Origin of the sequence: Solibacillus sp. FSL K6-1523, from assembly GCF_038005225.1 — a bacterium.
In the GTDB taxonomy this organism is placed as follows: Bacteria; Bacillota; Bacilli; order Bacillales_A; family Planococcaceae; genus Solibacillus.
Window position 1 is genome coordinate 2,862,156 of sequence record NZ_JBBOSU010000001.1, and the last position, 12,688, is coordinate 2,874,843.

Genomic DNA, 12,688 nt, shown 5'->3' on the forward strand with positions numbered 1-12,688 from the left:
CGCTTACCTTTCTTATATACACGCTAAAAAGTATGCGTAATTTAAGCTGGTTAAGGTAAATCATTCTTCTATTGGACTAATGTAGCAGCATCATTTCATTGGGCGTGATGAGCTATATTGAAGAATACGATTATTAAATGAAAAGAGGGATAAAGTTTATGTTTAAAAGTAAAAGGGTTATTTTTCTTTTAATATTTATTATTTCTATTCATTTGTCACATGCTCCTATATCAGCCTGGGCTACTAATTCATTTGATCCAACAAAGGTTGATGAGTATGTTACAAATTATATCGAAAAAAACGGACTGCCTGGTGCAGCTATTGTCGTCGTTAAAGATGGAAACGTACTATATGAAAAAGGATTTGGTCATGATTCTGATGGAAATCAACTGACGGAAAACTCTATTATTGGTATTGCTTCTGGGACGAAGCCATTTACTGCATTTGCAGTTTTACAATTAGTTGATGAAGGTACAGTTAAACTCGATGACCCTATTGCAAATTATCTTCCTGAATTAAAAATGGATGACGATAGATGGGAACAAGTAACGGTACGGCAACTATTAAGCCATACTTCTGGAATACCTAACCCTACCATTGTAGCCCCTTCGTATACTTTAAATGAAGGAGTAGAGCGACTTCATGATTGGAAGCTACAATCAACTCCTGGAGACAAATATTTATATAGTAATGCAAATTATTGGATATTAGCATATTTAGTCGAAAAAATTAGTGGGATGGCGTTTAATGATTATCTAGACCAGTATATTTTCTCACCGCTTGGAATGAACAATTCCATCTCACTAGTTAACTCTGGGGATATGACAAAAAAATTAAAAATCCCTCAAGGATATGTCTCGTTATATGGCACGACAATGCCATGGACTGAGCTTGAACAAATGTTAAGTGGTTCAGGGAGTATCTTTACGACAGCTAGCGATATGGGAAAATGGTTATCTATGCATACAAACGAGGGGAAAAACGGAAAAGAAGAGCAATTAATATCACCCGAATTACTGAAAGAGTCCTATTCACCACAATTCGGAAATGAAAAATATGGACTTGGCTGGTCATTAAGCTCTCCAAGTATTAAGCCAGCTCGTATTTCTCATAGTGGTTCAAAATCTACTTTTCAATCTCAACAAGATATCATTCCAAGTAGCGGCTATGCGGTTGCAGTTTTACTCAATAGCTTCACCACTACATTCGAACATCCCTATGAGATTAGTAGTGGAATTATCCAATTGACTGAGGGAAAGGTACCTAAATTAAAGGCTCCCCTACCTAAAATAATCGATTTATCACTTGGTGTTATTACATTGATTTACTTGATATTAGGAGTCAGAGGCATCATAAGAAGTCAAAAATGGACGGCGAAACGTAAACAGCAACCAACTTGGAAATTCTGTCTGCGTTTAATACCGCAATTGGCGCCTGTTTTAGGTATTGGATGGTTATTATTTATTGTTCCATCATTACAAAATAACAGCTCAACCACAATGGATGCATTCGGACTTTGGCCAGCTGCGATGATCTTTTTAGCAATCGTTTTCATCATCGGATTCACACTCACAACTTTGAGAATTTATCATCGATTAAGATTAAATAATAAATAGGGATAAACATATAAAACCACGTATTTTGAATAAACTTTTCAAAATACGTGGTTTATTTTTATCCACTAGTTGCGTATTATCGGCAAATTTAGTCAATCTTATAGCGTTTCCAAGCTACGTAGCGCTTCTTTTGCTGCTTCTACATTATCCTCATTAAATGGCGTAATTCTTTGCATAGCCAATTGCTCCACAGCATTCGCAAGTACGAGCTTCGAGAAATACGGAAGTTCCGGAAATACCCTTACTAAGCACCAGTAAATCCACATATCATCTTCTCCAAGTAGCACTTCTTCTACATGCGGTGTGAGCTCAGTCGGGTATTGTAACAACACTTCCAGTACCGACTCAGCTACCGGCCAATTCATATCTTGAATCCATTCGAGCAACTGAGGTAATAATGGAATTACCTCGCTTTCAGGCATTTGATGTAGTTCGTTCACTGCCTCTAGATCATGTTTATTTTTCGGAATCATCTTTACACCTCTATTTTTTGAATAAACGCCCGGATCATCTTATCTCCTTCCCCCGTCCCAATCGATTCAGGGTGAAACTGTAAGCCATACAGCGGATATGTTTTATGCTGGATTGCCATAATTTCTCCATCATCTTTAGCGGTAGCCAAGATTTCAAAATCATCAGGCAACGTCTCTTTTTCAATAATAAGCGAGTGATAGCGCATCACTTCTACCGCCCCAGTTAATTCGGCAAATAAACTTTGATCGACATAATTCAGTTCACTCGTTTTCCCGTGTATAATATGGTCTGCGCGACTTACCTTTGCCCCGAATGCTTGTCCAATTGCTTGATGCCCTAGACAAATCCCTAAAATCGGGAAATCTTTATACAAAGACTGAATCATGTCAATAATAATCCCCGCTTTTTCAGGTGTTCCTGGCCCTGGAGAAATGATGATAGCCTTTGGATGGAGTGCCTGTATTTCTGAAATCGTAATTTTATCATTGCGTACGACTTGCACTTCTTCCCCCGTTGCAGCAATTTGATGATATAAATTATACGTAAACGAATCGTAATTATCGATTAATAAAATCATACACGCACCTCCAATAACGCACGGGCTTTGTTTAGCGTTTCCTCATACTCAAGCTCTGGTACCGAATCAAACACAATACCAGCCCCCGCTTGTACGTAAGCTTTACCGTCCTTTACAAGCATCGTGCGGATAGCTAGTGCTAAATCCATATTACCTGTTGTCGAAATATAACCAACTGCCCCTGCATAAATGCCGCGCTTCCGCTGTTCTAATTCATTAATAATTTGCATCGCACGAATTTTCGGAGCACCCGAAACGGTTCCTGCTGGTAAACTAGCTGCTAACACATCCATTACATGCGCGTCCTCAAGTAGTTTTCCTGTCACCTCTGACACAATATGCATGACGTATTTATAGCGCTCAATTTGCATGTATTTTGTTACCTGAACTGAACCAATTTGCGCCACTCGCCCGACATCATTGCGCCCTAAATCTACGAGCATTTTATGTTCCGCGATTTCTTTTTCATCAGCCAATAAGGAATTCGCAATTTCTGCATCTTCTTGCACCGTTTTCCCGCGCGGCTTTGTTCCCGCAATGGGATTCGTTGTTACGAGCCCATTTTGCACCTTTACTAAACTTTCAGGAGAAGTCCCTAAAATCGTGTACGTCCCGAAATCTAAAAAGTACATATACGGCGATGCATTAGACGTACGCAATTTACGATAAAGCTCAAGTGGCTGTTCATCAAAGCTCGCTTCAAATGTTTGTGATAGTACAACTTGGAAAATATCTCCGTTCCGAATATGTTCCTTTGCCATTTCAACCATATTTATAAAATGATCTTTCGAAAGCGTTGGTGTAAAATGAGCAGTTGTCGACTCACACGGTCTTTCCATAAATGGCTGCCCGATTGTTTTTTCAATCTCATCAATTGCCTTTTGCATCTCATCCACTGTACGTCCATCTTGAAATAAATCAATCGCGGCAATCGTTACTTGTTGAAGCAAATGGTCAATCACAATAAACGTATCGTAAAAAAAGACATGCACATCTGGCATTTCATAAACATCATTGACAATATCGCCAATTCCCTCAAAATGATACGCTGTTTCATAACCAAAATAACCAATCGCCCCTCCGAAAAAGGCAAATGGATAGGATTCGGAATCGCGAATTGGTAATAGATCCTTTAATGTTTGAAGGACCGGCTGTTCAAACACTTGCTCGCCGCCATTGTTCTTAAAAAATGAACTTTGATACTGATCCCCTCTTAGCTCCCCAACTGGATTTACCGCAATAAAGGAATAACGACCGCTCTCACTAAATTTCGCATTGGATTCAAACAGCACCTTGTTTTTCCCATTCAAAGCCATATACACGGAAATCGGTGTCATTGTATCTCCCGTAATTTTTTTCATAACAAAATGTTGTTGCATCTCTACTCTCATATAAATCTCTCCTCAGCTCAACTGTTTTCCACTTCTGCATAGATGCTTTGTGGATGTTCTCATTCTCTACTTTTCTAGACGCAAAAAGGCCCTCCGCAACTAAAGGACGGAGAGCCGTGGTGCCACCTTCATTGACTACTGAATGTAACAATAGTCCACTTCATTACTCGTAACGTGAGTGCTACGGCACAGCATTTCCTCTGTGCAGCTAGAAAGTCCATTCATAAGCATTGTTTGCTAACTTTCACCAACCGTTAGCTCTCTAAAAAATCAATCGCTTACTACTCTTTTTCATCTTCGCTTTTCCTATACGACTATTGTACGTTAAGTAAGTGGAATTTTCAATTTATTTTTTCGCCGCGAAAGCATGCGTTTCAAGTCTAGCTATACATATACAGTTGACCATGTGATTTTGCATAATACAATCGTGCATCTGCATGGGCAATTAATCTTTCATAAGTCAATTCATCTTTAGAATACTCTTCAGAATAAGCAAATCCAAAATGAATCGGTATCCCAACAGACCCCATCTTTAAATGGACAATACTTGACTGTAATTGCTGTTCTAATTCCATAATGAGAGTAAAAAATTCTTCGTTTGAAATTCCTTCTACAATAAATTCCCCTTCTTTATGGGAATAAACTAAAAATTCGACTCTGTATGCAGTTACTTTTTTATAAATGGAGTCGAATAATTCAAATAGCAGTTGTTCCACAAATAGCGCTCCAAACAGTTCACTTATTTCATCTGTAATAAAACACCAATGCAAGCAGTAAACATTTTTATTCGCTTGCATTAATTCATTCACATATGCTTCCATCGATTTTTTTGTATGAATTTTCGGATATTTATAAGCGAATGTAGCACTTACAACATCAAGCTCCATGTCATCAGATGAAATACTTTGAATTTGCTTATAAAGAATAGCCCCTACATCAACTTCATGGATGATGGTCAGCAATTCATCATAACATTTGAAATAACTTTGCAATTGGTATCGTTGAATAATTTCGCTAAGTATGCGTAATTTAATCGTATTTTTTTGTTCTTTATAAATTTCATATGCCTTTTGCAGCTTGATGCCACTCAAGTGAAATTCCTGCTGTTGTGCTAAAATAGTTGCCTCAGAAAAGGCAATTTGTGCATGATATATTAATTGGCCTTCCCTAATAAACTGCAATAATTCATTTTTCACTAATTTAAATTGGTGGCTATCACCGACAACTGCATAATAATACACTAATCCCATATTCACTTTTACTTTAAGCGAACCTGTATTACGGATTTTCATTTTATAATAGTTGGCTAATTGGGCTGCAATTTTTGCTTGGTCAAATTGATCAAGAATAGCTAATTGTGCAGCGATATTCGCGTAATTCACCGCTAAAAATTCTAATTGATTCAACGCACTTGCATATTGAATGGATTTTTTGGACGCTTCAATCGACTCTTCATTATTTTCTACGCTTTTTAATGTACTTAATAAATAAAAATAAGTCATTTTATTTTCTTTTTTGCCATGGATGAGACATAGTTTTTCGTATTCCAACATCGTTCTGCAAAAATTAGCAATATCTCCTACGCCATACGCCGCGTTCGCTAGCAATTCATAACAACTCAATGCCTCTGCATAGCGCTTTTTTTCTAATGTAATATGTAATGTAATCTTCGCGTACTGGATCACTTCTTTATATTGCAGGTTTTCATTTAATTTTTTCAAATGCTCGATTTGATTGTAAATAATCATGGAACTCTTCCCCCCCAATCATTAACCAACCCAAATACAGCTTCGTAAACTCTTTCCGCCTCATCTACAATTTCATTCATATACCAGTGGAAACTTTGCATATTAATCTGATAAATTTCATTGATTTCCGTTGTAATCTTTCTTTGCAATCGCGCTAAATCTTTTGGATATTTTCCAGCACCTTGATATTGTTCATTATAATATGCTCGAATACCTCTGGATTTGTAACTTTCAATCATTTCAAAATTGGAAGCCAAACTTTCATTAGAGGTGATTTTTACTGTAAAATAATCATTTACTGCTTTTAAAATATAAATAGCACAAACATAAGCCAACCTTCCATTTTCTAACGCCGCTTTTTGGATATATCGTTTCATTGGATAATTTTCAATCATTTTCATAAAACTATTTCTAATGCAGAAAATCATCACATTTTCGGGGTTTTCAATTCTCTTTTCTTTAGGCTTCGATAGAATGCACCAAATATCATATAATAGTTGTGCTTTATGGAGGTAATATTTTTTTATAGGAAGAATTAAAGTGAACAATTCTAATTCATCTGCCAGTTCAAGAAATTGATTAAATTGTTGTTCGGAATTTAAAAATAAACAATCCTCTTTTCTTACATCCTTGTACATAAAACCCCACCATTCCCAATTAAATCGTAATATTGTTATTATATTCTATCATAAACTTGCCACATAACATATATTTACAATACCCCTTTTTAAAAATAGCAAAAGAAATAGAAAGAAAAAATCCACCATTTCAAATTGAGCTGAAATAGTGGATTTTTATTAATTTACGCGCTGGCTAATCATGTCATAAATATAACGTGCTTGATCAAACTCGGGTTGCAGCGTAAAGGCCTGCTTCAAATGATATTGTGCTTTTTCAGTATCTTGCGTCGAAACAGCATAAAGGACACCTAAGTTATAATGGGCATCTGCATTATTCCAGTCTTCTTCAATGACAAATTCAAGCTCTGGTTTTGCAAAATCAAACATTTCTAATGTGCATAGTAAAATACCATAGGCTAAACGAATTTGAATATCTTTCGGTGCCAGTTCAGCCGCTCGTTGCATAAACGGTAAAGCTAATTTGTATTGTTCTTCACGCTCAAAACATTTCGCTAACATATAGTAAGCATCTGCGCCTTCAATACCAGCATCAATTGCTTTTTGATATAATTTTGCCGCCTCCATATAGCGATCTGCTTCATAATAAAGATTTGCTAAACCATAAAAAGCAGTTGCTGCTTTTTCATCAACGGTAATCGCTTTTTGAAAAAATCGCTCTGCACGCTCCACATCATTCATCGCCGCTAATAATGTCCCAAAGTTAACGTAACCAACCGCATCTTCCGGGTTTTCCTCGATTGCTTGCGTGAATGCTTGCCCTGCATCTTCATAGCGTTTTTCTTGGAATGCTTTAATACCGATTTCATTGTAATCTACTTTCATGCTGTCACCTCAAACAAAAATTTAGACGTTCTTACACAGAAGAACGTCCGTTGATTTTTAACCTACATATGTTAATTTTTCGTTATTCTTAAATACTTCATCGATTGTACCGCCACCTAAACAAATATCTCCGTCGTATAAAACGACTGCTTGTCCAGGTGTAATCGCACGGACTGGTTCAGCAAATGCAATATAGGCTGTCCCATCTTCGCGCATTGTTACTTCTACTGGAGAATCTTCTTGGCGATAACGGAATTTTGCTGTACAGCTGAATGTACCTGACTTTGGCGCTTTCGTTGTATAGCTCATTTTCACTGCAGATAACGCTTCTGAATAAAGCGTTTCATGATGGAAGCCTTGTCCCACATATAACACATTGCGTTCTAAATCTTTCCCTAATACAAACCAAGGTTCACCGTCTCCACCAATACCTAAGCCGTGACGTTGCCCTAAAGTATAATACATAAGTCCATCATGCTTGCCCATCAGTTGCCCTTCAAATGTTTCCATATTGCCAGGCTGTGCTGGTAAGTATTGACCTAAAAACTCTTTAAAGTTGCGTTCTCCGATAAAGCAAATGCCTGTAGAATCCTTTTTCTTAGCTGTTGCAAGACCTGCTTCTTCCGCAATTTTACGCACTTCTGGTTTTGGTAAATGACCGATTGGGAACATAACTTTTTCAAGCTGTGCCTGTGTCAATTGATTTAAGAAGTACGTTTGGTCTTTATTATTATCGATACCGCGCAGCATGAATACCTCGTCTTCTGTACGATCCACACGTGCATAATGCCCCGTTGCTAAATAATCCGCACCTAAATTCATTGCATGCTCTAAAAACGCTTTGAATTTAATTTCTTTATTGCACATTACATCTGGATTCGGTGTGCGTCCTGCTTTATATTCTTCTAGGAAATAAGTAAATACTTTATCCCAATATTGTTTTTCAAAGTTCACTGCATAATAAGGGATTCCGATTTGATTACATACGGCGATAACATCTTCATAGTCTTCCGTCGCTGTACATACACCAAATTCATCTGTATCGTCCCAGTTTTTCATAAAAATTCCGATAACATCATAGCCTTGTTGCTTTAATAAATAAGCTGCTACTGAGGAATCTACCCCGCCAGACATACCTACGACTACTCGGATTTGTGATGGATCTCTTGTTTCTACCATTTACTATTCACCTTTTCTTAGACAAACTCGCGTAAAAGGCGCGAAGTCTTTACTTTATTTCAGAAGTCGATTCACGATAGCCGCTGTACGCTTACCTGCTTCGCGAACGATTTCATCTGTTAATCCTAACCCAAAACTGAAGCGAATGGAACTACGAAGTTCTGGCGCCTCCGTACCAAACATCGCAACTAATACATGTGATGGGTCAATGGAGCCTGCTGTACAAGCCGAACCACTTGATACAAGCACTCCTGCCATATCTAAATTGATTAAAAAAGATTCAACATCTGTTCCTGGGAAAGTCACATTGAAAACATGCGATAATGCTTCAGTCGGATGCCCATTCACCTGAAAAGAAATGTCTGCCGCTTTAAATTCTTCGATTAAAATTGCTTTAAATTGCTTGTATTGCTCGTTACGCCTCGCCTGTTTTTCACTAGCGAGCTGTGCTGCCTTTGCAAATGCGACTGCCGCTGGAACATTTTCAGTACCCGCACGACGTTTTTTCTCCTGTGAGCCGCCATGCATAAAGCTTGCGAACTTCACATCTTGCTTTGCATATAAAAAACCAATGCCCTTTGGTCCATTCATTTTATGGGCGGATACACTTAATAAATCAATATGCATCGCAATTACATCAATTGCTTCTAAACCAAAAGCTTGAACGGCATCGGTATGGAATGTTGCAGGATGGTCTTTTAATAGTGCCCCAATTTCAGCAATTGGTTGAATCGTTCCAACTTCATTATTGCCAAACATAATTGTCACTAAAATCGTATCCTCGCGCAGTGCTTGTTGAACGTCCTCGGTACGAACACGCCCTGTTGCATCAACCGGTAAATACGTCACATCAAACCCTTCACGCTCCAGCTTTTCACAAGCATGTAATACGGCATGGTGTTCAATTTGTGTTGTAATAATATGTTTGCCTTCCGCAGCGCGCGCATAGGCTGTCCCAAAAATAGCGGTGTTATCTGCTTCCGTACCACCACTTGTGAAAATAATTTCCGTCATTTTAGCATTTATTTTTTTCGCTAATGATGCACGTGCCTCATCCAGTGCTTTTCGTGCATTGCGCCCATCTGTATGGATACTTGATGCATTTCCGTGTAGTTCAGCCATTGATGTTGCGAATGCTTCAATTACTTCTGGCGCAACTGGAGATGTGGCTGCATGATCAAGATAAATTGTGTTCATCAAACGTGAAAACCCCTTTTGTACAAAACTCTTTTAAAAATATCCGTTACGCCATAGTGGCATAATTAAATCTAAATTTTTGAAATTCATAACTCTTTTCGTGGTAATCAATTACGCCTCGGCGTAATTGCGTCCAGATTTTTTCGAGCTCGCTCGAAAAACTTCCCTTAAAAATCTGTGGCATCCGCCGGGGCTTAACTTGATTCAGCCGGGGTTTGAACCCCCACGCAAGTAGAATTGCCTTTTTGGCATTCATCCCCCACTTATAGAAGTAGGGGAATTCTGCTGAATTAAGTTAAATATAAAACATATAACCATCCATTACATCTGAATCGGTATATTTCGCTAAATCTTCAATAGATGTCGTATCGAGTACATTTTTCACAGCATCACGAATTCTTCCCCATAATTCACGCTGAGGTGCTTCCTCATTTTCGATTCCCTCTACTGGTTGAATCGGTCCTTCCAACACGCGAATAACGTCTGCGGCAGAAATATCGGCTGGTTTATGTGCTAACATATAGCCCCCGTATGCTCCACGAACACTTTTTACTAATCCCGCATTTCGCAGTGGCGACACAAGTTGTTCTAAGTAAGCTTCGGATAATTTTTTGTCAGCAGCAATTTGGCGGAGTGGAGTCGGTCCTTCTCCGTAATGTTTAGCTAATTCAATCATAATCGTTAAACCATAACGGCCTTTTGTCGAAATTTTCATGATAACACCTCTATTATTCTTATCCTTTTTATATGCATTATTATAGCACATCTCCTTTTATTCCACTCGGAAATACTTTATCATTAATGTAAGAATTCACTAAAGGGGCGAAATTCAATGCAAAACGAGCCACTCGCATATAAAATGAGGCCACGCAATTTACGGGAAATCGTTGGACAGCAACAAATTATCGGTCCTGAAACCCCGCTTTTTAAAATGATTGAAAAAGGACATGTTCCTTCCATGTTATTGTATGGCCCTCCCGGTGTAGGAAAAACATCGATCGCCAATGCCATTGCAGGCAGCTCCCATTTGCCCTTTTTTTCTTTAAATGCGACACACGCTGGAAAAAAGGATATCGAACAAATTGTGATGGATGCACGGATGAGTGGAAAAGTTATTTTATTTTTAGATGAAATTCATCGTTTCAATAAACTCCAGCAAGATACGTTGTTGCCGCATGTGGAAAATGGCTCTATTGTGCTTATCGGCGCTACAACTGAAAATCCTTTTCACGATGTCAATCCAGCGATTCGTTCAAGATGTGGAGAGATATTACAGCTTGAACGGTTAACGACAGTGGATGTCCTTGATTTATTAAAATTAGCGCTTACTGATGATTTACGCGGACTTGGTCACATTGCCATTGATGCGACTGACGAGCAACTCGAACGGATTGCTAATGCTTCCAACGGAGATGCAAGAAAAGCGTTAACATTACTAGAATCCGTTTACTATGCGTCAGATGAAGTAGACGGCGTAACGCAATTAAACGATAATGCGATTGATGCATTAGCAAAACGAATTGGTGTTTTTGGAGATAAAGGTGGCTCCCATTTTTACAATTTATTATCTGCATTGCAAAAATCGGTTCGTGGCAGTGACGTGAATGCGGCTCTCTATTATTTAGCGCATCTATTAGAAAATGGCGATTTAATAGCCGTTTGCAGACGTTTACTCGTCATGGCATATGAGGATGTTGGGCTAGCTAATCCAGCAGTGGGTACAAATGTACAAGCGGCAACGGAAGCAGCTGTGAAGCTCGGGCTACCTGAGGCACGCATTCCACTTGCTACTGCGGTTGTTGAAATGTGTTTATCCGATAAGTCTAACTCTGCCTATCAAGCATTAGATGCAGCGATTTCAGCGATTCATGAAGGAAAAACTGGCGCCATTCCAAACCATTTAAAAGATGCACATTATGCAGGGGCAAAGGAACTAGGACATGTCGGCTATCAGTATCCGCATGATTCGCCAATCGGGACATTTGGTGGTTGGGTTAATCAACAGTATTTACCAGATGAACTTATAAGTATGGAATTTTACAAACCAGTCATTGCTGGAGAGGAAAAACGAATGGCTGCCATCTATGAAAAATTGAAGGCATTTAAACGCTAGAACAGGCAATACATGCTACTAAACGAATAAAAAAAGATAAAAAACCCATTTTCAAATGAATAGAAAATGGGTTTTGGATTATTCGTATGTTTTCGTTAATGTATAAAATTCTGCTAAACACTCTTCAATTGAGTGATTTGTCGTGATTTCAGTTGCTACATCTTTTTGAGGAATAATTTCCTCAATACTTTTTTGTAGCTCTTCGATAAACTCTTCATTATTTTCTAATGTAGCGTTTGGCAAGCAAGCAGCACTTTTTTGATACAGTTTGACAATATGCAATTTCGCTTCATCATCCTGTTCATCAATTAAATGTGCGTGTGATAAGCCTGTGAAATAAATAAGCTTTGCCGCAATATCCATATAAAGTACCCAGTACGTTGAGCTTTTTGGAATTTCCCCATTATTTCTTTGAATGGTCGTATTATAATTATTTGCCATTTTTTGTAAAAGTTCGTCTAACATTGAATACGCTTTTGACCAATTCGGTTTTGTATCAATATGATCAAATACTATTTCATCCACTGTAAATTTCAAGCTTGGCAAATTTAGCAACTCATTTTTAACTTCAATATTCATCCATCGATTCCTCCCCTACTAACACCCCATACGTCCCTTATACGAAACGTATCTTTACTATAACAAAAAAAAAACGCCTTTCTAAAAAAACGAGGAAATCATTAAAATTTAGTATTTTTCTTACCATTTTCCAACTTTTAATAGAATTTTCCGTATTTCAATCATTCATTATTCTGACAATAATCGAAATATATATTTCGGATAATAACCTTGATCCATTAATTGATGTTCATTCAATTGTGGAAGTTCAACGGATGGTACAAAAATCATCACTTTACTTTTATATGCTTTGACAGCATTTATAGAACCTTAAAAATCCAGGTATATGACCTCATCTCAAACTGAAATTAT

12 protein-coding genes and 1 other annotated feature are annotated in these 12,688 nt (G+C 37.9%); of the genes, 2 read left to right on the top strand and 10 right to left on the bottom strand.

The window, feature by feature from the left end; genetic code table 11:
- Window positions 1–158: 158 nt before the first annotated feature.
- Window positions 159–1,616: a serine hydrolase domain-containing protein gene (locus MHI10_RS13800; RefSeq protein WP_340786307.1), complete on the top strand. Its 1,458-nt coding sequence runs from the start codon at window positions 159–161 to the stop codon at window positions 1,614–1,616.
- A gap of 98 nt (window positions 1,617–1,714) precedes the next feature.
- Here MHI10_RS13800 and MHI10_RS13805 read toward each other — a convergent pair whose 3' ends face one another.
- The 9 genes from MHI10_RS13805 to cymR all read right to left on the bottom strand — a co-directional run bounded on the left by MHI10_RS13805 (window position 1,715) and on the right by cymR (window position 10,360).
- Window positions 1,715–2,089 carry a DUF5071 domain-containing protein gene (locus MHI10_RS13805; RefSeq protein WP_340786308.1) on the bottom strand — a complete coding sequence of 125 codons (375 nt, stop codon included), beginning with the start codon at window positions 2,087–2,089 and terminating at the stop codon, window positions 1,715–1,717.
- A 2-nt stretch (window positions 2,090–2,091) separates the two neighbouring features.
- Window positions 2,092–2,667 (bottom strand): anthranilate synthase component II, encoded by a 576-nt coding sequence (locus MHI10_RS13810; protein ID WP_340786309.1) that lies wholly within the window; start codon window positions 2,665–2,667, stop codon window positions 2,092–2,094.
- Window positions 2,664–4,058, bottom strand: a complete 1,395-nt coding sequence (gene trpE, locus MHI10_RS13815; RefSeq protein WP_340786311.1) for an anthranilate synthase component I — start codon at window positions 4,056–4,058, stop codon at window positions 2,664–2,666. Before trpE ends, MHI10_RS13810 begins: the two co-directional genes overlap by 4 nt.
- A gap of 99 nt (window positions 4,059–4,157) precedes the next feature.
- Window positions 4,158–4,365, bottom strand: a binding site (T-box leader).
- Between the two features lie 73 nt (window positions 4,366–4,438).
- Window positions 4,439–5,806, bottom strand: a complete 1,368-nt coding sequence (locus MHI10_RS13820; protein ID WP_340786314.1) for a hypothetical protein — start codon at window positions 5,804–5,806, stop codon at window positions 4,439–4,441.
- Window positions 5,803–6,444: an ATPase gene (locus MHI10_RS13825; protein WP_340786316.1), complete on the bottom strand. Its 642-nt coding sequence runs from the start codon at window positions 6,442–6,444 to the stop codon at window positions 5,803–5,805. The genes MHI10_RS13820 and MHI10_RS13825 overlap by 4 nt, the downstream gene beginning before the upstream one ends.
- A gap of 159 nt (window positions 6,445–6,603) precedes the next feature.
- Window positions 6,604–7,269: a tetratricopeptide repeat protein gene (locus MHI10_RS13830; RefSeq protein ID WP_340786318.1), complete on the bottom strand. Its 666-nt coding sequence runs from the start codon at window positions 7,267–7,269 to the stop codon at window positions 6,604–6,606.
- Window positions 7,270–7,326: 57 nt separating this feature from the next.
- Entirely contained in the window at window positions 7,327–8,448 is a 1,122-nt protein-coding gene (gene mnmA / locus MHI10_RS13835) for a tRNA 2-thiouridine(34) synthase MnmA (RefSeq protein ID WP_340786321.1), read from the bottom strand.
- A gap of 54 nt (window positions 8,449–8,502) precedes the next feature.
- Window positions 8,503–9,645, bottom strand: a complete 1,143-nt coding sequence (locus MHI10_RS13840) for a cysteine desulfurase family protein (protein ID WP_340789243.1) — start codon at window positions 9,643–9,645, stop codon at window positions 8,503–8,505.
- A 295-nt stretch (window positions 9,646–9,940) separates the two neighbouring features.
- Entirely contained in the window at window positions 9,941–10,360 is a 420-nt protein-coding gene (gene cymR, locus MHI10_RS13845; RefSeq protein ID WP_340786324.1) for a cysteine metabolism transcriptional regulator CymR, read from the bottom strand.
- Between the two features lie 117 nt (window positions 10,361–10,477).
- On the opposite strand from cymR, the gene MHI10_RS13850 reads away from it, so the two are divergent.
- Window positions 10,478–11,758, top strand: a complete 1,281-nt coding sequence (locus tag MHI10_RS13850; RefSeq protein WP_340786326.1) for a replication-associated recombination protein A — start codon at window positions 10,478–10,480, stop codon at window positions 11,756–11,758.
- A 78-nt stretch (window positions 11,759–11,836) separates the two neighbouring features.
- Here MHI10_RS13850 and MHI10_RS13855 read toward each other — a convergent pair whose 3' ends face one another.
- Entirely contained in the window at window positions 11,837–12,337 is a 501-nt protein-coding gene (locus tag MHI10_RS13855) for a GTPase (protein WP_340786329.1), read from the bottom strand.
- Window positions 12,338–12,688: the final 351 nt, after the last annotated feature.

What these genes read in the sequence shown, in the direction of transcription:
- MHI10_RS13800 (WP_340786307.1), top strand. Translation starts at nt 159, where the DNA reads ATGTTTAAAAGTAAAAGGGTTATTTTTCTTTTAATATTTATTATTTCT.
- MHI10_RS13805 (WP_340786308.1), bottom strand. Translation starts at nt 2,089, where the DNA reads ATGATTCCGAAAAATAAACATGATCTAGAGGCAGTGAACGAACTACAT.
- MHI10_RS13810 (WP_340786309.1), bottom strand. Translation starts at nt 2,667, where the DNA reads ATGATTTTATTAATCGATAATTACGATTCGTTTACGTATAATTTATAT.
- trpE (WP_340786311.1), bottom strand. Translation starts at nt 4,058, where the DNA reads ATGAGAGTAGAGATGCAACAACATTTTGTTATGAAAAAAATTACGGGA.
- MHI10_RS13820 (WP_340786314.1), bottom strand. Translation starts at nt 5,806, where the DNA reads ATGATTATTTACAATCAAATCGAGCATTTGAAAAAATTAAATGAAAAC.
- MHI10_RS13825 (WP_340786316.1), bottom strand. Translation starts at nt 6,444, where the DNA reads ATGTACAAGGATGTAAGAAAAGAGGATTGTTTATTTTTAAATTCCGAA.
- MHI10_RS13830 (WP_340786318.1), bottom strand. Translation starts at nt 7,269, where the DNA reads ATGAAAGTAGATTACAATGAAATCGGTATTAAAGCATTCCAAGAAAAA.
- mnmA (WP_340786321.1), bottom strand. Translation starts at nt 8,448, where the DNA reads ATGGTAGAAACAAGAGATCCATCACAAATCCGAGTAGTCGTAGGTATG.
- MHI10_RS13840 (WP_340789243.1), bottom strand. Translation starts at nt 9,645, where the DNA reads ATGAACACAATTTATCTTGATCATGCAGCCACATCTCCAGTTGCGCCA.
- cymR (WP_340786324.1), bottom strand. Translation starts at nt 10,360, where the DNA reads ATGAAAATTTCGACAAAAGGCCGTTATGGTTTAACGATTATGATTGAA.
- MHI10_RS13850 (WP_340786326.1), top strand. Translation starts at nt 10,478, where the DNA reads ATGCAAAACGAGCCACTCGCATATAAAATGAGGCCACGCAATTTACGG.
- MHI10_RS13855 (WP_340786329.1), bottom strand. Translation starts at nt 12,337, where the DNA reads ATGAATATTGAAGTTAAAAATGAGTTGCTAAATTTGCCAAGCTTGAAA.